The sequence below is a fragment of the Mycolicibacter terrae genome (genome assembly GCF_010727125.1).
GTDB classification, from domain to species: domain Bacteria; phylum Actinomycetota; class Actinomycetes; order Mycobacteriales; family Mycobacteriaceae; genus Mycobacterium; species Mycobacterium terrae.
This window is the reverse complement of record NZ_AP022564.1, coordinates 786,970-807,707: the sequence shown is the minus strand read 5'-3', so window position 1 is coordinate 807,707 and position 20,738 is coordinate 786,970. Positions and strand designations below refer to the sequence as shown.

Below are 20,738 nucleotides of genomic sequence, written 5' to 3'. Positions count from 1 at the left end.
GCCTCTTTTACCTCCCCACCTGCGGTAATTCCTCCGCAGCGGTCTCGCAGGGGGTCTTCGCCGGGAGGTCGGAGGTCGGCTCGGGGACAGGCTCGGGGACCGGTTCGGGATCCTGCTCTGGACCGGTGTTCTCGACCGCCGGCACCGGTTCGGTGTCGGTGAGCGAATCGGCTTCCTCGACCGTCTCGGCGTCGCCGGGTTCGGGTTCCTCGGCGTCGTCGTCCCCGACGGCCTGTTCGGGGTCAGGGTCGTCGGAGCCCGCGGGCTCCTCGCTCTCGTGCTCGTCGACCCCGGCCGGTTCGTCGAATGCGTCGTTGTAGGGCGCACCTTGGCCGGGGGCACCCAAGGCATCGGCCAGCCGCGGAATGAGCCCGCCCAGTCCGCCCAGCCCGCCAAGGCCGTCGCCTCCAGCCGGAAGCCCTCCCGACGGCAGACCCAGGTCACCGGGCAGTCCCAGGCCGGACGGCAGACCGAGATCGGCCGGCGGCACGTCGTCGGGCGGCGCGGCCGGCGCCGGGAGCGCAGCGCCCGCCCCTTCGTCGGGCAGCTCCGGTGCTTCGGCCACGGGTCGTTCCAACGCCGCCGGCGGGGCAACTGCGGCCGGGACCACCGGCGCTGCCTCGTCTGACCGCCAGACCGGCCCGAGCTCGCCCGGGATCGCGAAGACCGCCTCGCCGCCGGGACCGACCGCCGCGGTCGCCGTGCGATAAGCCGACGCCACCCGGTCGTGCGCGGATCGCACCGCCGACACCCACGCGCCCCGAACGTCGTTGTCCACGTAGGGGATCACCTGTTTCTCGATCACTTCGGCGGCGTGTTTGTCGCCCGCGCCGGAGCTCACCGCGCGTGCGGCGGCCAACCACACCGGACGCTGAGCGCCTACCCGCTCATCCACCGCCACCACCGTCGCCACCTTGGCGTCGACCAGCTGCCACAGTTCGTCGCGCAGTCCGGCGCATCCGGCGGCGGCCTCGCGCAGGCGTGCGCTCAACTGCGCACCGGCCTCGCAGTGCCGGCGCAGGAACTCCGCGGAGGCATCGGCGCCCGGCCCCCGCCACGCCGCAGCCAGATCGACCAGTTGCCCGCGCTGGCGGCGCAGCGCATCCTCGCCCGCCTCCGCCAGCGCCGCCAACGCCGCACAATCGGTGTCGAGTAGCCGCAGGTCCAAGCCTGCTTCACTGTCATAGCGGTCGGTGAGCTGGCCCTCGTAGCCGGTCAGATCCGGGTGCCGATAGCCCAGCCGGCTACCGGCCGAGACGTAGGCCTGGGTGTGCGCCACCGCATCTCGGCCTTCGGCCAGCCGTCCCGCCACGTCGTAGCGCGCCGCCACCTCAGCCGACCCGATCCGCCGCTGAGGACTCTGCGCGGCCGTACCGCTCCAGACCGGCCCGCAATGCCGCGGCGATCTCGGTACTCGCCCGCGACCAGCTGGTCAGCTGCGGCGCCCAGGCTCCCAGCACACGCCGCAGCCCCTCTCCCGCCGCGACGTGGTCGCGTCCGGCGGCACCGCCGTCGAACATCAAGCCGCCCAACCGAATTCGGATGGCGGTATCGATATCGGCCGCGGTGGCCTCGAAGCAGTCCGCCACCGAGCGCAGCGCGGCGGCGTCGAGGTACAGCTGTTGTCGTCCCATACCGGTAAGACGCTGCGCGCGGCCCGGCGGTTCCGCCCGATTGTGACGGCGGCGCGAGAGATCTCGGCCCGCTCAGGAACACACGTGGCGGATGAGCCGCCGAAGCAAAATCAGCGGGTGCGCACCGTTTCGGCGACACTGAGTGCGATCTGACGCGCGGCGTCCTCGTCGGCGGCTTCCACCATGACCCGGACGAGTTGCTCGGTTCCCGACGGTCGCAACAGGATCCGTCCCGTATCACCGAGCTCTTCCTCGGCGCGCCGCACCGCGGTGCGCACCGCCAGGCGGCCCACCGCCTCGGCTTTGTCGGTGACCTCGACGTTGATCAGCACCTGCGGCAGGGTGCGCATCGCCGAGGCCAAACCGGCCAGCGGAGTGCCGGTTTGCGCCATCCGGGCCATCAGGCGCAGACCGGTGATGATGCCGTCACCGGTGGTGGCCAGCTGGGGCAGCACGATGTGACCGGACTGCTCACCGCCGAGGGTGAAGCCGCCGGCCCGCAGTTGCTCGAGTACGTAGCGGTCGCCGACGTCGGTGGTGCGCACCTCGACGCCCGCCTCGCGCATCGCCAGGTGCAGCCCGAGATTGCTCATCACGGTCGCCACCAGAGTGTCACCGGCCAGTTCGCCGGCCTCACGCATGGCCAGCGCCAGCACGACCATGATGGCATCGCCGTCGACGGTGTTCCCGAGGGCGTCGACGGCCAGGCAGCGGTCGGCGTCGCCGTCGTGGGCCAGGCCCAGATCCGCGCCGTGTGCAAGCACCGCCGCACGCAACGGTTCCAGGTGTGTCGAACCGCAGCCGTCGTTGATGTTGAGCCCGTCCGGGTCGGAGTTGATCGTGATCACGGTGGCACCGGCGGCCCGGTAGGCGCGCGGCGCGGCCTGGAAAGCCGCGCCGTGGGCACAGTCCACCACGACGGTCAGTCCGTCCAACCGGGTCCGGTTGGTTTCGCCGAGGTGGCGCAGATAGCAGTCCAGGGCGTCCTTGGCGTCCACCACCCGGCCCAGCCCGGCGCCGACCGGGCGCAACCCCGGCCCGGCGGCGACCAGATCCTCGATCTGGTCCTCGGTGGCGTCGTCGAGCTTGTGGCCGCCCGGGCCGAAGAACTTGATGCCGTTGTCGGGCATCGGGTTGTGCGACGCGGAGATCATCACCCCGAAGTCGGCTTCATAAGCGCCGGTCAGATAGGCCACCGCCGGCGTGGGCAGCACGCCGGCCCGCAGCACGTCCACGCCTTGACTGGTCAGCCCGGCGATGACCGCGGCTTCGAGCATCTCGCCGCTGGCCCGCGGGTCACGGCCGACCACCGCCACCCGTCGCTCGGTGCCGGTGGCCAACCGCTGGGCCGCCGCGCTGCCCAGCGCGACGGCCAGTTCCGCGGTCAATTCGCGGTTGGCAACCCCGCGGACGCCGTCGGTGCCGAAAAGTCGACCCATAACTATCCTTTATCGCCGCGAGCGTGCGTGTTCGCGGTCCGACACGCCGGTGTCGGACCGTTTCCACGCACGCTCGCTGCCAGAACGTGACCGCCGATCAGCGCTTGCTGTACTGCGGTGCCTTGCGGGCCTTCTTCAAGCCGTACTTCTTGCGCTCGGTGGCCCGCGGGTCGCGGGTCAGGAAGCCGGCCTTCTTCAGCGCCGGCCGGTCCTCCGGCTGCACGATGATCAGCGCTCGGGCCAGAGCCAGCCGCAACGCACCGGCCTGCCCGGAGGGGCCGCCGCCGTCGAGGTGGGCGTAGACGTCGAAGCTTTCCAGGCGGTCCACGGTGACCAGCGGAGCCTTGATCAGCTGCTGGTGCACCTTGTTCGGGAAGTAGGCCTCCAGGGTCCGCCCGTCCAGGTCGAACTTGCCGGTGCCGGGCACCAGACGCACCCGCACCACGGCCTCCTTGCGGCGGCCCACCGTCTGGATGGGACGGCCCAGGTCGTGCGGCTCGTAGGCCGGTGCGGCTTCGGCCTGCACCGCTACGGTCTCATCGACCTCAACGGTCTCGCCGGCCTCAGGGATCTCGGTGGCCTCGGTGGCCTCGGTACCTGCGATTGCCGTCTCGGTCATTGCGCCACCTGCTTGATTTCGTACGGGACCGGCTGCTGGGCGATGTGCGGATGCTGCGGGCCGGCGTAGACATGCAGCTTGCGCTGGATCTGCCGACCGAGCTTGTTCTTCGGCAGCATCCCGAGGATCGCCTTCTCCACGACGCGGTCGGGACGGGTCTCCATCAGCTCGCCGATGCTGCGCTTGCGCAGCCCGCCCGGGTAGCCCGAGTGGCGGTAAGCCATCTTCTTCTGCAACTTGTCGCCGCTGATGGCGACCTTGTCGGCGTTGATGACGATGACGAAGTCACCACCGTCGACATTCGGCGTGAACGTCGGCTTGTGCTTGCCGCGCAGCAGGTTTGCTGCCGCAACGGCGAGCCGGCCGAGCACCACGTCGGTGGCGTCGATGACATGCCACGACCTCGTGGTGTCACCCGCCTTCGGCGTATAGGTGGGCACAGCGCTTACCTCTCTTTTGAGCCTCGAGCCGGGCTTTCCCGGTTCTGCGGATCCCGGTGCGAGCCGGGCGCCGGTCCAGCGTGGACGGGGGGTGATTCTCGGCGACCGACAGTGACCCGAGTACCCGCTGTGCCAGGACGGCACCGCACGCCAAACGAGCAGCTTACCGGCGGGTATCCGAGCAGGTCAAAACGGGGCGTGAACCACATGCCGGTGTGGCCCCGACGGCTCTCCATCCATCGGGGCCACACCGTTTCCGGGGGCGGCCTCTCCTACCTCCCCCAAGCCCCCGCGGCCCGGCGGTCGGCGTCGGCGACATCTGCCGCGCCGTCGCGCACCGCGTTGCCCAGATCGAACAAGATCTGGTTGAGCGCATCGACCGCCTGCTGCCACCTGATCTGCTCGGCGTGGTAGGCACCGGCAGCCTCCCGGGTCCACACCTGCTGCAGCGGTGCGATCTGCGACCGCAGTTGTTCGAGCGCACCGTTGAGCCGGCTGCCCGTGGCGTGGATCTCCTGGCGGACGGCGTATTCGATCTCCTCGAAGTTGTACGACAGCGCGGTGTCCATGGCTGCCCCTCAGATGCCGTCGCCGGCGACGGCGATGCGGTGCGAATGGGTCTCGGCCACCTCCCGCAAAGCGCGTTCGTTGAGGCGGATGGTCTCGGCGATGCGCGCCAACGCGTGGTGCAGGCTCAGCGATTCGCTGTTCCAGCGGTCCAGGACATCCTGGAACCGGACTGCCGCCAGACCCGACCAGATCGAGGGCGGCACGGCCCGCATCCTGGCGACGAACGCCTGCAGCATCCCCCGGATCTCCTCGTTGCGGGCGTCGGTGGCCGCCGCCACGGCGAGCATGACGTCGAAGTCGGCACTGAGTGTGGTGGCTGCGGGTGTGCTCACATGTCCCCCATTCGGTCGTTGGTTGATATGTAGTTGGACTGCGACGGGGCGGTTTCGGTTCCCGTCAGCTCGCGGGAGGCAGCCCCAGCGCGTGGGCGGACCGCACCGCCTGCTCGCAGACCGCACGCAGGGCATCGTCGCCGTCGGGTCCGCTCTGACAGCCGATGCCGATCCGCACCGCACGGTCGACCAGCACCGCCCAGTCGACGTGATGGCCGTCGCGAACCTCCCGGTAGGTCACCGCGGGCCGGCCCGCGCTGCTGCCCGCCGGGGCGAAGCCGACGAATACCCCGGGCGCGTCGGCCTCGGCCAGTTCCATGGCCCGCTGCAGGGGTTCGGCGATGGCGGCCAGGGTGTCGCCGCCGGCCGGCGCCTGGGTGACGTGCAACATCAGCCGTGGGTCGGTCGGTGACACCACCTCCACCCGGGCCGATCCGGGTCCGGCAGTGACCCGACGCAGCGACCAGTCCGCCGGCACCTGCACCGTCACCCGGCCCTCGACGAGGTTCGTCACCGCCGCCGGTTCCGGCGGCGGGTCATGCTGCACCCGCAGGCCCACGGCGATCACCGCCAACGCCACCGCGACGGCCAGCGGTAGCCGTCGCCGGGGGTCGGCACGGGCCGGTTCCAGGTCCGGATCCGGCGGCCTGGCGGCTTCGACGCCCCGGGCGGCCGGGAGCTCGTCGATCACCGTCACCTGCGCCGCACCCCGCAACCGGTCGGCGATCAGCACCGCCAGCGCGCCCGCGCCGCCCACCCCGGCGGGCGCGTCGATCACCACCGCCGCGCCGCGATCCGCGACCACCGCCACTACCCGGCGCGCCACCGCGGCGGCCACCTCGTCGGGTGCGCCGATACGCGGCTCGGCGGAGATTTCGGGGGCCCCACCGGTCACCGCCACCAGCCCGGTGGCGATCTCGACGACCGCCGCGGCCGCGAAGGTGGCGGACAGCAGCCGCGCCCGTGGCCGGGTGACGACGTCCCCACCCAGGCCATGTGCCGCTGCGGTGACCAGTTCCACCCGCCGCTTCGGCCACCACGACGGGTGGATGATCTCGATCGACTCGGCGGTGACCGGGCAGGACAGCACGCCGCGCAGCAGATCCGGCACCTCGACCGGCTCCCCGTCGACCAGTGCGATCGGTTCGTCGATCCACTCCAATGCCGCTGCGGCGCCGGCCGATTCGGTGTCGCAACACGACCTGCGGATGGTGCCCGGCCCGACTTCGACGACGGCGCGGTGTGTCACAGCTCCCAGGCCACCTGGATCAGCCGCTCACCGCGGGCCCGGGTGATCAGGGCGCCGCGGCCGGGCGGCAGCGGTCGCGGCCGAATCGACCCGATCAGCGGGGTGTCGGCCGGGTCGCCGCTCATCACCAGCCCCATGGCGCCCAGGTCGTGCAGTGCGGCCAGCACCGGCTCATACATCGACCGCGCCGCTCCGCCGCTGCGCCGGGCAATCACCAGGTGCAGCCCGAGATCGCCCGCCTGAGGCAGGTATTCCAACAGCGGTGTCAGCGGGTTGCCGGCCGCGGTGGCCACCAGGTCGTAGTCGTCGACCAGGACATACAGCTCCGGTCCGGTCCACCAGGACCGGTCGCGCAGTTGCTGCGGGGTGACCTCCGACCCGGGCAGCCGCCGGGCCAAGGTGTCGAGCAGGTCCGGGAGCAGGGCCGCACACGCGGCAGCAGACATCGCGTAGCCGGCCAGGTGCCCGGAGTCGACGACCCCGAGCAGGCTGCGCCGGTAGTCGACCACCAGCAGCTGCGCCTGGTCGGCGGTGCGGGTGCGCACCAGCTCCCGGCACAACACCCGCAGCACCGTGGACTTGCCGCACTCGTTGTCGCCCAGGATCAGCAGGTGCGGCTGCCGAACGAAGTCGACCGTGACGGGCCCGCGTTCGTCAGCGCCCAGCACCGGTTGGTCACCGGCCGCCGCAACCAGGTCAGCTCGCTCGACCATCGCCGGCGGTAGTGGGACCGGCGGTACGGCATAAGCATTGTGCCGCAACGGTTCCCATTCCTGCGGAAGCGCGACCAGCATGTGCAGGCCCTCAGCTGTCAGGCCGCGCCCGGGCCGGTCGGGCGGTACCCGGTGTGCTTGGCGCCGATCCAGCTCGGATTCGGCCGGATCGCCCAGGCGAAGCTCGATTCGGGTTCCGATCAGATCGCGCAACGCGGGCCGGATCTCGGCCCACCGCGACGCGGACAACAGCACGTGCACGCCGTAGGACAGGCCGCGACCGGCCAGGGCGATGATCCTGGCCTCGACGTCGGCTTCACGGTCGAATTCGCGGCACAGGGCTGCCCACCCGTCGATCACCAGGAACACATCGCCGGGCGGTCCGCCGTCGCACGCATCTTGTTCCCGCCGCGTCTCCCTGCGTTGCACGATTGCCTCCATTTCGGCGATCGTGCGCGCCACCACGTCGGGTTGCCCACGACCGGCCACCGACCCCACCTGCGGCAGCCAACCCAGTTCGGCGAGGGCGCCGCCGCCGAAATCCACGCAGTAGAACGCGACCCGGGTCGCGTCGTGGACGGCGCTCAGCGCGGCGATCAGCGTGCTCAGCGTCGTCGACTTGCCGGACCGGGGCGCACCGACGACGGCGACGTGTCCGGCGGCCCCGTCGAGGTGAACCACGAGCGGGGTGCGCCGTTGCTCGAAGGGCCGGTCCACCACCCCGATCGGCACGCTCAATTCGCCGTACTGACCGTCGAGCAACGCACCCAGCGCCGGCGAGGACCCCAACGGCGGCAACCAGACCCGCCGGGCCGCCGGACCGTGACCGGACAACCGCTGCAGCATCGCCTGCAGCACGGTGCGTTCGGCCGGCTCAGGCGCCGCCGCGGGACCGCTCGGCGCGGCGGTGAACAGCCGTACTTCGCGGGGGGTCGGCCGCGGGACCGGGCAGCCGCCGGAGACGTGGACCGTCTGGAATCGGGTGATCTCGCCGTCGGCGGTGCGCAGGAATCCCGCCCCGGGAACGTTGGGCAACTCGTGGGCATCGGGCACACCCAGCACGAGCCGGGACTCGGCGGCCGACACCGTCTTGAGGCAGACCCGGTAGGACAGGTGCGATTCCAGACCACGCAGCCTCCCCTCCTCGAGGCGCTGGCTGGCCAGCAGCAGATGAATGCCGAGCGAGCGCCCCAACCGGCCGATCGCGACGAACGTGTCGATGAAATCGGGCTGCTGGCCGAGCAGTTCGGAGAATTCGTCAACGATGACGAGCAACGCCGGCAGGGCCGGCAGCGCCATCGGTCCGACGCGCCGGGCCTGCGCATAGCCGCCGATACCGGAGACTCCCGCGGCACGCAGCAGTTCCTGGCGCCGGTGCATCTCACCGGAGAGGGCATCACGCATCCGCTCCACCAGCGGCGCCTCATCGGCGAGGTTGGTGATGATCGCGGCGACATGCCTTAGTTGTTCGAAGCCGAGAAAGGTTGCGCCGCCCTTGAAGTCGACCAGCACCAGGTTCAGGTTCTGCGGCGAATGCCGAACCGTCATGCCGAGCACCAGGGTGCGCAGGAACTCGGATTTGCCCGAGCCGGTGGCGCCGATGCACAGCCCGTGCGGTCCGCTGCCGTGCTCGGCGGCCTCCTTGATGTCCAGCCGCACCGGGTTTCCGGTCGGATCGGTGCCGAACGGGACACACAGTCGCGGCGCCGGTGCGCCGGCCCATCCGGCGGCCGGATCGTATCGGTCGACATCACCGATGCCCAGCAGCTGAGTCCAGTGCGTCGATCCCCCACCGCCGGACTCCGCCGGATGGTGACCGGCCAGCTGCTGCGCGCACACCACCGCGTCAGCGACGCCGAGGAAATCCGGCCGGGCGCCCTCGGGATCACTCAGCGTCGCCGCCGTCACCGTCAGCCGCCGCTGGGCGCCGGGGGCACCGGCCTGCCTCACCGAAAGGCCCGCGACCGCGCTGTCGATGACCACCACCGCCCGCCGGCCGGCCAGCGCGGCCTCAGCGGCAGCCAGGCTGTCGTAGGTCAGCCGCAGCGGGCCGGTGGCGTCGAGGGCCGACGGATGTTGATGATGCGGCAACCATTTCAGCCAGTCCCAAAAATCGGGTGCATCGGTGACGGCTGCGATCAGCAGCACATCCGGGCCGTGCAGCATCGCCAGCTGGCAGATCATCGCGTGGAGCAGGCCGCGCCCCCGCTCGCCGTCGCCGTCCAACAGCAGCGGTCCGACCCCCAACAGCGTGACCGTGATCGGGACCTCGGGAACCGTCGCGTGGGTCTCCAGGAAGCGGTCCAGCGCGGCCGCGGTGACGGGGTCCACGCGCCGCCCCGGATCCTTCGGCGGTGCCACCAGTCGGGTGGCCAGGCCGGTCGGTCCGATCCCCACCCTGACCCGGCCGAAGTCAGCGTCGCCGGGCCGGCGCTCCCACATCCGGGCACTGCCGGCCAGCATCCAGAGCGCATCGGGCTCCGGATGCGCCCACATCAGAAACGAGCGCTGGCGGGCGGCGGTATCGGTGACGGACTCACGCAGCGCAGCAAGATATGCCAGGTAGTCCTCGCGGTCGTCGTCGATGTCCTTGGGGCCGCGGCTTCGCCCGGCCACGACCGCCGAGACCACCATCGACAACGGCAGCAGCGCGAACACCGGACTGCGTGCCACCGGAGAGCCGGCGCGGTAGAGAACCGCGGTCACCGCCAGCATTCCTACCGCCATGACGGCCGGCAGCAGCCGAGTCAGCGCGACACCGGAATCGGGGGGCGCCACCGATGGCGGTGCGGCGACAGCGATTTCACCGGACGCCGGCGCCTGCGGCGGGCTCACAGTACGTCGCAGCGCGATCATCGGCACACGGTAGACAGCCGGCGAAGCGCCGGCAAGTCAGCTGTGGATCACCGAAAACACCTGGGCCGCGGGCGCGCTACGGTGCGCGCAAGACGAGAGCAAGGAGGTAGGGCGTGTCGGTTCCGGATTCGGGTCTGCGTCGGGTCGCGGTGCATGCCGATACCGTTCACGCCGATCTGGCGCTCCCGGCCGGGGTGCCGGTGGCGACGCTGATCGCCTCCGTCGTCGACCTCATGGCTCGCCGGGACGGCCCGCATGAACTGCGCCCCCACCGACTGGGCTTGCCGGGTCGGGCGCCGCTGGATTCCTCGCAGACGTTGGCACAGCAGGGTATTCGTGACGGCGCAGTGCTGGTGTTGACGCGCGCGGACGACCTGCCGGCAACGCCGCGTTTCGACGATCCCGCCGAACAGGTGGCGGCCATGGTGCGGGCAACGGCATGTCCGTGGAGCCCGGTGGCTCGCCGGCTCGCCGCCGTGCTGACCGCGTCCGGCCTGGCCGGGGTCGCTGGTTTCGTAGCGGTCCCCGGCGGGCCCGGCGCCCCCAACGCGCTGTTGGCCGTGGCCGCGGCCGGGACGGTGGCCGTGTCGGCGGTGCCGTCGAGCGGCTGTAGCGGTTCGGCGCGCGCGGCGCTGTGCTGCTTGGCGGGGTTGTCGGTAGCCGCCGCCGTCGTCGGGATGGCCTGTGCGGCAACCGGTATCTCGCTGCAGGCAGTCGGGGCGGTCGCGGCGGCCGGCGCGACCGTCGTGGTCCGGGCAGCCGGCCGGATCGCGCTCGTGGTCGGCGGACTGTCCCGCCGGCCGGCGGCGGACCGCACCGGTCGGGCCCGGGATCTGCTGTCCGGGCTGGTGGCCGGATCTGCGGCGGCGGTGGTGCTGGGCAGCGTCGGTGTGGCCGCCGGGCAACCGGAGGCCGGAGTGCCCCGCCTCGTCGGCGCCGCGTTCGCGGCGACGGCCGGTGCGGCGCTGCTGCTGCGGGCCCGCTCCCACACCGACGGTTGGCAGATCGCGGCGCTGGTGACCGGCGGTGTCGTGGTGCTGGGGGTCGCCATGCTCTCTGCCGCGGTCGATGCGGCGCCCCACCGGGTGTGGCCGGCCGCGGTGGCGGCGGCACTATCCGGCGCCGCAGTCGTTCTCGGCTTCACCGAGCCGGCCCGGTCCCCGCTGCTGCGGCGTGGCGCCGAATTACTGGAGGGCGTGGCGCTGGGCGCGCTGGTGCCGCTGGCCTGCTGGCTCTGCGGAGTTTACGGTGCGGCTCGCGGACTGGGTCTGGGCTGAGTCGTGCCCACGAGCCGGATCGCCCGGATCGCCGTGGCCGCTGCGGTCGCCGGGGCCACCCAGTGTGTGCCGCCGGCGAACGCGGTCGCACCACCGCCGATCGACAGCTCCCGGCTGCCGGTCGCGGCGCCGGCCGCACCGGCGCACCGCACCGTTCAACGTGAGGTGTGCGCGGTGCCGGCACTGGATCCTGCTGTGTCGCCCGCCCAGCTCGACGGTCTGGACCTGGAGGCGGTCTGGGCGCTCACCCGCGGGGCGGGTCAGCGGGTGGCGGTGATCGACACCGGGGTCGCGCCGCACCGGCGGCTGCCCGGCCTGGTGGGTGGCGGCGACTATGTGTTCACCGGAGACGGCGCCCAGGACTGCGATGGGCACGGCACTCTGGTCGCCGGAATCATCGCGGCCGCAACCGATCCCGCAGCCGACCGGTTCGGCGGGGTGGCCCCGCTGGCCACCGTGATCGGTATCCGACAGTCCAGCGCCAGATTCGGCGTCGCCGGCGACGTTGCGGGGGTGGGCGACGTCGACACTCTGGCGAAGGCGGTGCGCACGGCCGCCGACCTGGGGGCTTCGGTGATCAACATCTCGGCGGTGGCCTGCCGACCAGCGGGCTCCGGCCTGGACGACCGGGCACTCGGCGCCGCCTTGGCCTATGCGGTCGAGGCGAAGCACTCCGTCGTGGTCGCCGCGGCCGGCAACACCGACGACGGGTGCGATGCCGGCGGGGCGACGATCGTCACCCCGGCCTGGTACGACGACTACGTGCTGACGGTCGGCTCGGTGGACGCCCACGGCGCAGCTTCGGCATTCACCCGCGCCGGTCCCTGGGTCGACGTGGCCGCGCCCGGCGAGGGAGTGCTGTCGCTGAGCACCGTCGGCGACGCGATGGCCAACACCGTCGGCGGGTCGGCGGTTCACGGCACCAGTTTTGCCGCGCCGGTGGTCAGTGGGCTGGCGGCGCTGATCCGGTCCCGCTTCCCGGAGTGGACACCGCGGCAGGTGATGGACCGGATCACGGCCACCGCACACCACCCGCCGGGTGGCCGCGACGATGTCGTTGGCGCCGGTGTGATCGATCCGCTGGCGGCGGTCAGCTCCGAGGTGGCGCCGCACGCGCCCGCTCTCCAGGGTGCCGAACCGGCCCGCCCGGCACCACCACCGCCGCTGCCCGTCGAACCCGTCGCCGCGCCCGCCGGGCTGCACACCGCGCTCACCGGCACCGGTGTCCTGCTTGCGCTGCTGTTTGCGGTGCTCACCGGCCGGACAGTGGCAGCACGACGTCGTGAGCCAGCAGCGCCTGCTCCCGACTGAGCCGCGGGCCGGCCGGCAGTCCGGCGAGCATCGGCCAGGGCACCCCGGCGGGCGTCTCCGGCAGGCCCAGGCTGCGCGCCGCGGCGGCGTCGTCGACGGTGAATCGCACCCCGGTCTCGGTGATCAGGTAGCCGGCCCCGCCGGTGCGACCGGAGACACCGGCGGCCCGCACGTAGCCGCTGCGGCCCGGCGGCAGATAGATCGCATCCAGGGCGGGGCCCGGGCCGTCGGCCTGGGCCAGCGCCGTCGGCGCCCCACCGGCCGGCAGCGGCAGGCCGACTCCGGCCGACAGCGTGACGCCGACCGGGTCGTCGGCGCGCCAATGTGCGCACAGCGTCGCCGCGGCGGCGGGCAACGTCGCGACGCGCCCGCCGAAATCCGCCGGGTTCGCCGGCGGCGCCTCGGGAATCGCGGTGAGCAACAGACCCGAGACCGGCCGCGGCGCCGCGGATTCCAGCATCGGGTCGGCCGGGTTGATCGGGATTCGCCGGCCCCGCACCAACAGGTAGGCAGCTGCTGACTGCGAGCTGACCGGCACCGCCTCGTCGGCGTCGATACGCGCCGATTGCGGCGGGTCGGCCCCGGCGATCAGGGTGGTGCCGGCCGGGTCGTCGCACAGCGACCAGGTCTGCGCCGGCGGCAGTGGCGCGCCGAGCGCACCGTGGGCGCCGGGGATGCCCAACGGCGGCCCGCGCCGGGCCCGGCCGATCTCGGTGCCGGTCACCGGCCGCGGGTCGGCGGGCCCGGCGATAAGGCGTGCGGAGGCGAGGTTGAACACCGGGTGGAGCGTGTCGCCGACCCGGGCATACAGCGCCCCCGATGCGCGGTCCAGCAGGATCGGCGCGTCCCCCAGGCCCGGTTGCGGCCGGACGACGGCCGACACCATCGCGCCGGCCACCACGATCACGCTGAGCAGGCAGCCCAGGCCCAGGCCGGCCCGGCCCGGTGCCTGACCGCCCACCACCTGGCCGGAGCGCAGCGCGCGTTCCAATCGGCGGACGCCGAATCGGTGCGCGCTGAGTTGCAGTGATGTGGTCGTCCGTCCGGTCATGCGCCCCCGTTTCCGTGCCGACGACGCTAATGCGGCGGCGGCCCGGCGGCGTGCGGGCATCCACAGTCCTGTTCGGGGCCGAAAATCGGCTTCGGTACCATTTCCGTTATGCGTTTTGTTCAGTTGAGCAGCATTTTCTCCGCGACGTTGATGGCAGGCGCTCTGCTGACCGTCCCGGCCGTGATACCCGATGCCGTCCCGTCGGCGGCCGCCTACGACTGCCCCGATGTCGAGGTCATCTTCGCCCGCGGCACCAGCGAGCCACCCGGCGTCGGCCGGGTGGGCCGGGCGATGATCGACTCGCTGCGGCAGCAGACTTCCAAGAAGATCGACGAGTACGGGGTGAACTACCCCGCCGGCCGGCTGCAACTCGGCGGCGGCGACGGCGCCAACGACGTCATCCGGCGCGTCAAGGATGCCGCCAACGTGTGCCCCGACACCCAGTTGGTGCTGGGCGGCTACTCGCAGGGAGCCTCGGTCATCGACATCGTCACCGGCACCCAGGTCGGCGGTATCAGCTGGGGCAACCAGCTGCCCGCCGAACTCGCCGACCAGGTGGTGGCGGTCGCGACCTTCGGCAACCCCGCCGACCGCGCCGGCGGCCCGATCAGCGCCCAGAGCGCCTTGTTCGGCTCCAAGGCCATTGACCTGTGCAACCCGGGCGACCCGATCTGTCACGAAGGCCCCGGCAACGAGTGGACCGACCACACCGACGGCTACATCCCGGCACTGACGAGCCAGGCGGCCAACTTCATCGCCGGCCGGCTGCGGGCTCCCGGGCCCGCACCCGATGCCGAACCGCTGGTTCGCTGACAGCTGACTACGGCGACCAGGTTAGTTAGCACATCAACGCTTTGCTTCGTTACTATCCTTCGCTGTGAAGGCATACCGCATCCTGGCGGCCTGCGCCGCCGCTGCAGCGCTGCTGATCAGCCCGGTTCCGTCAACGACGGCTTCCGCCGACGGGTGTCCGGACACCGAGGTGGTGTTCGCGCGGGGCACCAATGAGCCGCCGGGCCTGGGCCGGGTAGGCAACGCCTTCGTCGGCGCGCTGCGGGGCCAGACCTCCCGATCGGTCGGCGCCTATGCGGTGAACTATCCGGCCAGCTATGACTTCGGCCGGGCGGCCGACGGCGCCAACGACGCCAGCGGCCACATCATGTGGATGCTGGAGAACTGCCCGGGCACCCGACTGGTTCTCGGCGGATACTCGCAGGGCGCAGCGGTCATCGACGTGGTGGCCGCCGCGCCGGTGCCCGGCTTCGGGTTCACCGCGCCGCTGCCGCCGGAGGCCGCCGAACACGTCGCGGCGATCGCGGTGTTCGGCAACCCCTCGAACAAGATCGGGCAGCCGTTGACGAACAGCCCGGCCTACGGGTTCAAGACGATCGACCTGTGCACCGACGGCGACCCGGTCTGCTCCCCCGGGCGGAACTTCGCCGCCCACTCCGGCTACACCCCCGGCATGACCAATCAGGCCGCCTCGTTCGTCGCCGGGCTGCTGTAGCGCCACTTTCGCCCCGAGATTGCAACCACGCAGGTGAAAGGCCCGATTTTCCTGCGTGATTTCAATCTCGCGATGCTCAGCGCGTGCGCAGATCCCGGGTGATGACGCTCCGCGCCGCCAGTTGATCGTCGGGCGGGTAGTCGACCCCGACCAGGGTCAGGCCACGCGCCGGCGCGGCGGTGAAGTCACTGGACCGGCGGCTGGCGCTCAGCAGGTCGGCGCACCAGGTGGCGCTGCGGCGGTGTTCACCGACCGCGAGCACCGCCCCGACCAGGGAGCGCACCATCGACCAGCAGAACGCGTCGGCACTGACGTGTGCGGTGACGAGATCCCCGTCGCGCACCCAGTCCAGCCGCTGCAGATCACGGATGGTGGTGGCACCCTCGCGGTGACGGCAGAACGCCGCGAAGTCATGTAAACCCACCAGGTTTCGTGACGCCTCGGCCATCGCGTCGACATCCAACGGACGCGGCCACGCGGTGACGTAGCGGGCCAGCTGGGGCACCACCCCGTACGGCGCGGTCGAGAGCCGATAGGCGTAGTGGCGCCGCAGCGCCGAGAACCGCGCATCGAAATCCGGTGCGGCCCGCACCACGCGCAGCACCCGGACATCGACCGGCAGGAAACGCGCCAATCGCCGTGTCAGTGCTAGGAATTCCGGCTCCTCGGGCCGTTGACCACGCGAATAGGCATGAGCCAGTGCCGTTCCCGGGATGTCCACGTGGGCGACCTGCCCGGTGGCGTGCACGCCGGTGTCGGTACGCCCAGCGGCGAACAATCGCACCGGAACGCGAAACACCGTCGCCAGCGTCTCTTCGAGAACGCCGGCGACGGTGCGCTGTCCATTCTGTACCGCCCACCCGGCGAAATCGGTGCCGTCGTAGGCGATGTCGAGCCGAAGCCGAACTTCGGCCCCGGACTCAGGACTCGTCAGTGGCTTCGGTGGCCTCGGGAGCCTCGGCCTCAGCGGTCGGCTCCTCGACCTTCTCGGCCGGCTTCTCGGCGGCCTTCTCGGCCTTGGCCGCCTTGGCCCCGGCACGACGGGCGCGGTCGGCCTCGGAGGTCACCGTCTTCTCCCGGACCAACTCGATCACGGCCATCGGGGCGTTGTCGCCCTTCCGCGCCTCGACCTTGATGATGCGGGTGTAGCCACCGTTGCGATCCGCGAAGTGCGGGGCAATCTCGGCGAACAGCGAGTGCACCACGTCCTTGTCGCGGATCTTCTTGAGCACCTCACGCCGGTTGTGCAGCGTGCCCTTCTTGGCGTGGGTGATCAGCTTCTCGGCGTACGGCCGCAATGCCCGGGCCTTGGGCTCGGTCGTCTTGATCCGGCCGTGGGTGAACAGCGACGTGGCCAGGTTGGCCAGAAGCGCCTTCTGGTGCGAGGACGACCCGCCGAGACGGGGACCCTTGGTGGGCTTGGGCATTGCTGGCTTCTCCTAAATGGGGCCGACCCCCGTATCAGGTAGGGCCGGGACGGAAATTCGTGTTAGAGCTGTTCGGTTTCGGCGTAGTCCTGCTCGTCGTAACCGGTGTCGGCCGACCAGGTGCCGGTCGCGACGTCGTAACCCGCCACCTGCGACGGGTCGAAGCTGGCCGGGCTGTCCTTGAGCGACAGACCGAGCTGGTGCAGCTTCACCTTGACCTCGTCGATGGACTTCTGCCCGAAGTTGCGGATGTCGAGCAGGTCGGACTCGGTACGGGCGACCAGCTCCCCGACCGTGTGCACACCCTCACGCTTGAGGCAATTGTAGGACCGCACCGTCAGGTCCAGGTCGTCGATCGGCAGTGCGAACGACGCGATGTGGTCCGCTTCAGCCGGCGACGGCCCGATCTCGATGCCCTCGGCCTCGACATTGAGTTCCCGTGCCAGACCGAACAATTCGACCAGGGTCTTGCCGGCTGAGGCCAGCGCGTCACGCGGGCTGATGGAGTTCTTGGTCTCGACGTCCAGCACCAACTTGTCGAAGTCGGTGCGCTGCTCGACACGGGTGGCCTCGACCTTGTAGGTCACCTTGAGCACCGGCGAGTAGATCGAGTCGACCGGGATGCGGCCGATCTCGGCGCCCGACACCTTGTTCTGCACAGCCGGGACGTAGCCGCGACCGCGCTCGACGATCAGCTCCACCTCGAGCTTGCCCTTGTCGTTCAGGGTGGCGATGTGCATGTCGGGGTTGTGCACCGTCACGCCCGCGGGCGGCACGATGTCACCGGCGGTGACGACACCCGGGCCCTGCTTGCGCAGGTACATGGTGACCGGCTCGTCCTCCTCCGAGGACACCACCAGGCCCTTGAGGTTCAAGATGATGTCGGTGACATCCTCTTTGACACCGGGGACCGTGGTGAATTCGTGCAGCACGCCGTCGATGCGGATGCTGGTGACCGCCGCGCCGGGGATCGACGACAGCAGGGTGCGCCGAAGCGAGTTACCCAGGGTGTAACCGAAACCCGGCTCCAGCGGTTCGATGACGAACTGGGACCGGTCGTCGGCGACGACCTCTTCGGACAGGGTCGGGCGCTGTGAGATCAGCATTTCTTTTCCATCTCCTTCTCGGCACCCGCTATTTGATGCCGGTCAGTCCTACACGGGTCAGTGCAGGGGTGTTACTTCGAGTAGAACTCGACGATCAGCTGTTCGGCGAGCGGAACCTGAATCTGGGCCCGCTCCGGCAGCTGGTGGACCAGGATGCGCTGACGCTCCCCGACCACCTGCAGCCAGCCCGGAATCGGGCGGTCGCCCGCGGTCTCCCGGGCGATCTGGAACGGCACCGTGTTGATCGACTTGTCCTTGACGTCGATGATGTCGTACTGCGACACCTGGTAGCTGGGGACGTCGACCTTCACACCGTTGACGGTGAAGTGGCCGTGACTGACCAGCTGGCGGGCCATCCGACGGGTGCGGGCCAGGCCGGCGCGGTAGACCACGTTGTCCAGCCGGCTCTCCAGGATGCGCAGCAGTTCCTCGCCGGTCTTGCCGCCGCGGCGCACCGCTTCCTCGTAGTAGCGACGGAACTGCTTCTCCATCACGCCGTAGGTGAAACGCGCCTTCTGCTTCTCCTGCAACTGCAGCCGGTATTCGCTTTCCTTGATCCGCGCGCGGCCGTGCTGGCCGGGCGGGTAGGGCCGCTTCTCGAATGCCTGGTCACCGCCGACGAGGTCGACGCCCAGCCGGCGGGACTTGCGGGTGGCAGGTCCGGTGTAACGAGCCATCTCTTCCTAACCTCCTAGACCCGGCGCCGCTTGGGCGGACGGCAACCGTTGTGCGGCTGCGGGGTGACGTCGGAAATCGCACCGACCTCCAAGCCCGCGGCCTGCAGCGAACGGATCGCGGTTTCGCGGCCCGAACCCGGGCCCTTCACGAACACGTCGACCTTCTTCACGCCGTGCTCCTGCGCCTTGCGGGCCGCGTTCTCGGCGGCCAGCTGCGCGGCGAACGGGGTCGACTTACGCGAGCCCTTGAACCCGACGTGACCCGACGACGCCCAGGCGATGACATTGCCCTGCGGGTCGGTGATCGTCACGATCGTGTTGTTGAAGGTGCTCTTGATGTGCGCGGCACCGTGCGGAACGTTCTTCTTTTCCCGCCGCCGGGTCTTCTGACCCTTCTTGGGCCCGGTCGCTTTCTTCGGTGGCATGACGGTTACCTGGCCTTCTTCTTACCGGCGATGGTGCGCTTGGGGCCCTTGCGGGTGCGCGCGTTGGTCTTGGTCCGCTGGCCGCGCACCGGCAGGCCGCGACGGTGCCGCAGGCCCTGGTAGCAGCCGATCTCGATCTTGCGTCGGATGTCGGCCTGCACCTCGCGACGCAGGTCGCCCTCAACCTTCAGGTTGCGCTCGATGTAGTCACGCAACGCGGTGACCTGATCGTCGGTGAGGTCCTTGCTGCGCTGGTCCTTGTCGATACCGGTCGCGGCCAGGATTTCGTTGGAACGGGTACGGCCGATGCCGTAGATGTAGGTCAGCGCGATCTCCATGCGCTTATCGCGCGGCAGGTCGACGCCCACAAGTCGTGCCATGGGGGGCATTCCCTCTTTCGTAGCGGAGGTGTTGGTCCCAGCCCGTTCCCGGCCGAAAAAGCTCCGGGGCCCGGCCTCCGATCCGGGCGTTGCCGAGCCGGCCCATCTCTAAAGATGCCAGCCAGCTCAGTGGTACTGGGAGGTCTGCATTCAGTTGTGATCGGGGTGCTGCGTCAGGTCAGCCCTGACGCTGCTTGTGGCGCGGGTCCGAGCAGATCACCATGACCCGGCCGTGCCGACGGATCACCCTGCATTTGTCGCAGATCGGCTTGACGCTGGGGTTCACCTTCACGGCTGCTGTGGTCCTGTTCTAATCGCTGGTTGACGTACTTCGCGGGCGCTTGGAGCTACTTGTACCGGTAGACGATGCGTCCCCGGGACAGGTCGTAAGGCGACAACTCCACGACCACCCGGTCTTCCGGCAGGATTCGGATGTAGTGCTGCCGCATCTTGCCGCTGATATGAGCGAGCACCTTGTGACCGTTCTCCAGCTCAATGCGAAACATCGCATTGGGCAGGGGCTCGACCACTCGGCCCTCGACCTCGATGGCACCGTCTTTCTTGGCCATTACTCTCCGGCGATCCTCCGTGTCTGGCTTACCTGTTGTATGTGCATGCGCCCGCCGCGGCGCAGCATCGACTACGACTACAAAACGTGGGCCGGTGGCAGGAAATTCCAGGTGAATCGCCAAGAATCTCAGACTGGGCACGCAAGAGTCGACGCGGACGCCGCACCGTCGTCCCACGATACCCGTTGAGGAGCCGGTCGCCAAAATCGTCGGCCCGAGGAGGGTGACAGACTGAGACCGACAGCACCGTCCGGCGCCGAGCTCCACCAAACTGCCGTCAAGCACCGATGGGACGCACATGACCGAAGCACTGTCACTCAAACCCGAGCTGGGCCGCTATGGAGTCTGGACGGGCGGCTCGCCCACGCCCGAGCAGGCGGCCGAGATCGAACGGCTGGGCTACGGCGCGATCTGGGTGGGCGGCTCGCCGGCAGCTGAGCTCTCCTTCGTCGAACCGCTGCTGGCAGCGACGTCGACACTGCAGGTAGCGACCGGGATCGTCAATGTGTGGTCGGCGCCGGCTGCGCAGGTCGCGGAGTCATTTCACCGCATCGAGGGCGCCTATCCGGGCCGTTTCCTGCTCGGCATCGGCGTCGGTCACCCCGAAGCCACCGCGGAGTACCAGAGCCCCTATCGGGCTCTGACGGAGTACCTCGACGCGCTCGATGCGGCCGGGATACCGACCAGCCGCCGGGTGCTGGCGGCGCTGGGCCCCAAGGTGCTGCGATTGGCGGCGGAGCGCAGCGCCGGGGCGCACCCCTACCTGACCACCCCCGAGCACACCGCGTCCGCCCGCGAACTGGTCGGACCCTCGGTGTTCCTGGCGCCCGAACACAAGGTGGTGCTCACGACGGACGCCTCCGCGGCCCGCGAGGCCGGACGCGACGCGGTCGGCTTCTACCTGCGGCTGTCGAACTACGTCAACAACTGGCGACGGCTGGGCTTCAGCGAGCGCGATGTGCGCGCGCCCGGCAGCGACCGGTTGATCGACGCGGTGGTGGCACACGGCAGCGCCGATGCTGTCGCCGCCCGGTTGGGCGAGCATCTGGAGGCCGGCGCCGACCAGGTGACGATTCAGGTGCTGGGCGGCTGGAAGCAACTGCTGCCGACGCTGACCGAGCTGGCCGGCCCGTTGGGGCTGAGCCCGCACAACTGA

Annotated in this window: 23 protein-coding genes; 5 read left to right on the top strand and 18 right to left on the bottom strand. The window is 70.5% G+C overall.

Annotated features, from left to right (window positions below; translation table 11 throughout):
- Positions 1-7: 7 nt before the first annotated feature.
- The 9 genes from G6N23_RS03970 to eccCb all read right to left on the bottom strand — a co-directional run bounded on the left by G6N23_RS03970 (position 8) and on the right by eccCb (position 9,852).
- The gene (locus tag G6N23_RS03970) at positions 8-1,330 is read right to left on the bottom strand and encodes a hypothetical protein (protein WP_085261333.1); all 1,323 of its coding nucleotides are present in this window, start codon (positions 1,328-1,330) and stop codon (positions 8-10) included.
- A gap of 1 nt (position 1,331) precedes the next feature.
- The gene (locus G6N23_RS03965; protein WP_085261334.1) at positions 1,332-1,634 is read right to left on the bottom strand and encodes a type VII secretion target; all 303 of its coding nucleotides are present in this window, start codon (positions 1,632-1,634) and stop codon (positions 1,332-1,334) included.
- Positions 1,635-1,744: 110 nt separating this feature from the next.
- Complete coding sequence (gene glmM, locus G6N23_RS03960) at positions 1,745-3,073, bottom strand: phosphoglucosamine mutase (RefSeq protein ID WP_085261335.1); 1,329 nt, start codon at positions 3,071-3,073, stop codon at positions 1,745-1,747.
- Between the two features lie 97 nt (positions 3,074-3,170).
- The gene (rpsI, locus tag G6N23_RS03955; protein WP_085261336.1) at positions 3,171-3,692 is read right to left on the bottom strand and encodes a 30S ribosomal protein S9; all 522 of its coding nucleotides are present in this window, start codon (positions 3,690-3,692) and stop codon (positions 3,171-3,173) included.
- Positions 3,689-4,132: a 50S ribosomal protein L13 gene (rplM, locus tag G6N23_RS03950; protein WP_085261337.1), complete on the bottom strand. Its 444-nt coding sequence runs from the start codon at positions 4,130-4,132 to the stop codon at positions 3,689-3,691. The genes rpsI and rplM overlap by 4 nt, the downstream gene beginning before the upstream one ends.
- 272 nt (positions 4,133-4,404) lie before the next feature.
- Entirely contained in the window at positions 4,405-4,701 is a 297-nt protein-coding gene (locus G6N23_RS03945) for a WXG100 family type VII secretion target (RefSeq protein WP_085261338.1), read from the bottom strand.
- Between the two features lie 9 nt (positions 4,702-4,710).
- Positions 4,711-5,034: a WXG100 family type VII secretion target gene (locus G6N23_RS03940; RefSeq protein ID WP_085261339.1), complete on the bottom strand. Its 324-nt coding sequence runs from the start codon at positions 5,032-5,034 to the stop codon at positions 4,711-4,713.
- Positions 5,035-5,098: 64 nt separating this feature from the next.
- Positions 5,099-6,283, bottom strand: coding sequence for a type VII secretion-associated protein (locus G6N23_RS03935; RefSeq protein WP_085261340.1), 1,185 nt, complete (start codon positions 6,281-6,283; stop codon positions 5,099-5,101).
- Positions 6,280-9,852 carry a type VII secretion protein EccCb gene (gene eccCb, locus G6N23_RS03930; RefSeq protein ID WP_085261379.1) on the bottom strand — a complete coding sequence of 1,191 codons (3,573 nt, stop codon included), beginning with the start codon at positions 9,850-9,852 and terminating at the stop codon, positions 6,280-6,282. The genes G6N23_RS03935 and eccCb overlap by 4 nt, the downstream gene beginning before the upstream one ends.
- A gap of 113 nt (positions 9,853-9,965) precedes the next feature.
- On the opposite strand from eccCb, the gene G6N23_RS03925 reads away from it, so the two are divergent.
- Positions 9,966-11,129, top strand: coding sequence for an EsaB/YukD family protein (locus tag G6N23_RS03925; RefSeq protein ID WP_085261341.1), 1,164 nt, complete (start codon positions 9,966-9,968; stop codon positions 11,127-11,129).
- Between the two features lie 3 nt (positions 11,130-11,132).
- Entirely contained in the window at positions 11,133-12,440 is a 1,308-nt protein-coding gene (gene mycP, locus G6N23_RS03920; protein WP_085261342.1) for a type VII secretion-associated serine protease mycosin, read from the top strand.
- On the opposite strand, the gene eccB is transcribed toward mycP, so the two are convergent.
- The gene (gene eccB / locus G6N23_RS03915) at positions 12,382-13,491 is read right to left on the bottom strand and encodes a type VII secretion protein EccB (RefSeq protein ID WP_085261343.1); all 1,110 of its coding nucleotides are present in this window, start codon (positions 13,489-13,491) and stop codon (positions 12,382-12,384) included. The genes mycP and eccB overlap by 59 nt on opposite strands.
- Positions 13,492-13,599: 108 nt before the next feature.
- On the opposite strand from eccB, the gene G6N23_RS03910 reads away from it, so the two are divergent.
- On the top strand, positions 13,600-14,304 hold the full coding sequence (locus G6N23_RS03910) for a cutinase family protein (RefSeq protein ID WP_085261344.1): 705 nt from the start codon (positions 13,600-13,602) through the stop codon (positions 14,302-14,304).
- 64 nt (positions 14,305-14,368) lie between these two features.
- A complete protein-coding gene (locus tag G6N23_RS03905) occupies positions 14,369-14,998 on the top strand; it encodes a cutinase family protein (protein ID WP_085261345.1) in 630 nt (209 codons plus the stop codon).
- A gap of 76 nt (positions 14,999-15,074) precedes the next feature.
- Here G6N23_RS03905 and truA read toward each other — a convergent pair whose 3' ends face one another.
- The 8 genes from truA to infA all read right to left on the bottom strand — a co-directional run bounded on the left by truA (position 15,075) and on the right by infA (position 19,582).
- Positions 15,075-15,965, bottom strand: coding sequence for a tRNA pseudouridine(38-40) synthase TruA (truA, locus tag G6N23_RS03900; RefSeq protein WP_095174251.1), 891 nt, complete (start codon positions 15,963-15,965; stop codon positions 15,075-15,077).
- Positions 15,919-16,425 carry a 50S ribosomal protein L17 gene (rplQ, locus tag G6N23_RS03895; RefSeq protein ID WP_085261346.1) on the bottom strand — a complete coding sequence of 169 codons (507 nt, stop codon included), beginning with the start codon at positions 16,423-16,425 and terminating at the stop codon, positions 15,919-15,921. The genes truA and rplQ overlap by 47 nt, the downstream gene beginning before the upstream one ends.
- A 62-nt stretch (positions 16,426-16,487) precedes the next feature.
- Positions 16,488-17,531 carry a DNA-directed RNA polymerase subunit alpha gene (locus G6N23_RS03890; RefSeq protein WP_085261347.1) on the bottom strand — a complete coding sequence of 348 codons (1,044 nt, stop codon included), beginning with the start codon at positions 17,529-17,531 and terminating at the stop codon, positions 16,488-16,490.
- A gap of 71 nt (positions 17,532-17,602) precedes the next feature.
- Complete coding sequence (rpsD, locus tag G6N23_RS03885) at positions 17,603-18,208, bottom strand: 30S ribosomal protein S4 (protein WP_085261348.1); 606 nt, start codon at positions 18,206-18,208, stop codon at positions 17,603-17,605.
- 14 nt (positions 18,209-18,222) lie between these two features.
- Complete coding sequence (rpsK, locus tag G6N23_RS03880) at positions 18,223-18,633, bottom strand: 30S ribosomal protein S11 (RefSeq protein ID WP_019738180.1); 411 nt, start codon at positions 18,631-18,633, stop codon at positions 18,223-18,225.
- 5 nt (positions 18,634-18,638) lie between these two features.
- Complete coding sequence (gene rpsM, locus G6N23_RS03875; RefSeq protein ID WP_085261349.1) at positions 18,639-19,013, bottom strand: 30S ribosomal protein S13; 375 nt, start codon at positions 19,011-19,013, stop codon at positions 18,639-18,641.
- Between the two features lie 178 nt (positions 19,014-19,191).
- A complete protein-coding gene (rpmJ, locus tag G6N23_RS03870) occupies positions 19,192-19,305 on the bottom strand; it encodes a 50S ribosomal protein L36 (protein WP_003879483.1) in 114 nt (37 codons plus the stop codon).
- Positions 19,306-19,360: 55 nt separating this feature from the next.
- Positions 19,361-19,582: a translation initiation factor IF-1 gene (gene infA, locus G6N23_RS03865; RefSeq protein ID WP_003418601.1), complete on the bottom strand. Its 222-nt coding sequence runs from the start codon at positions 19,580-19,582 to the stop codon at positions 19,361-19,363.
- Between the two features lie 298 nt (positions 19,583-19,880).
- Here infA and G6N23_RS03860 point away from each other — a divergent pair, with 298 nt between their 5' ends.
- Entirely contained in the window at positions 19,881-20,738 is an 858-nt protein-coding gene (locus G6N23_RS03860) for an LLM class F420-dependent oxidoreductase (protein WP_085261350.1), read from the top strand.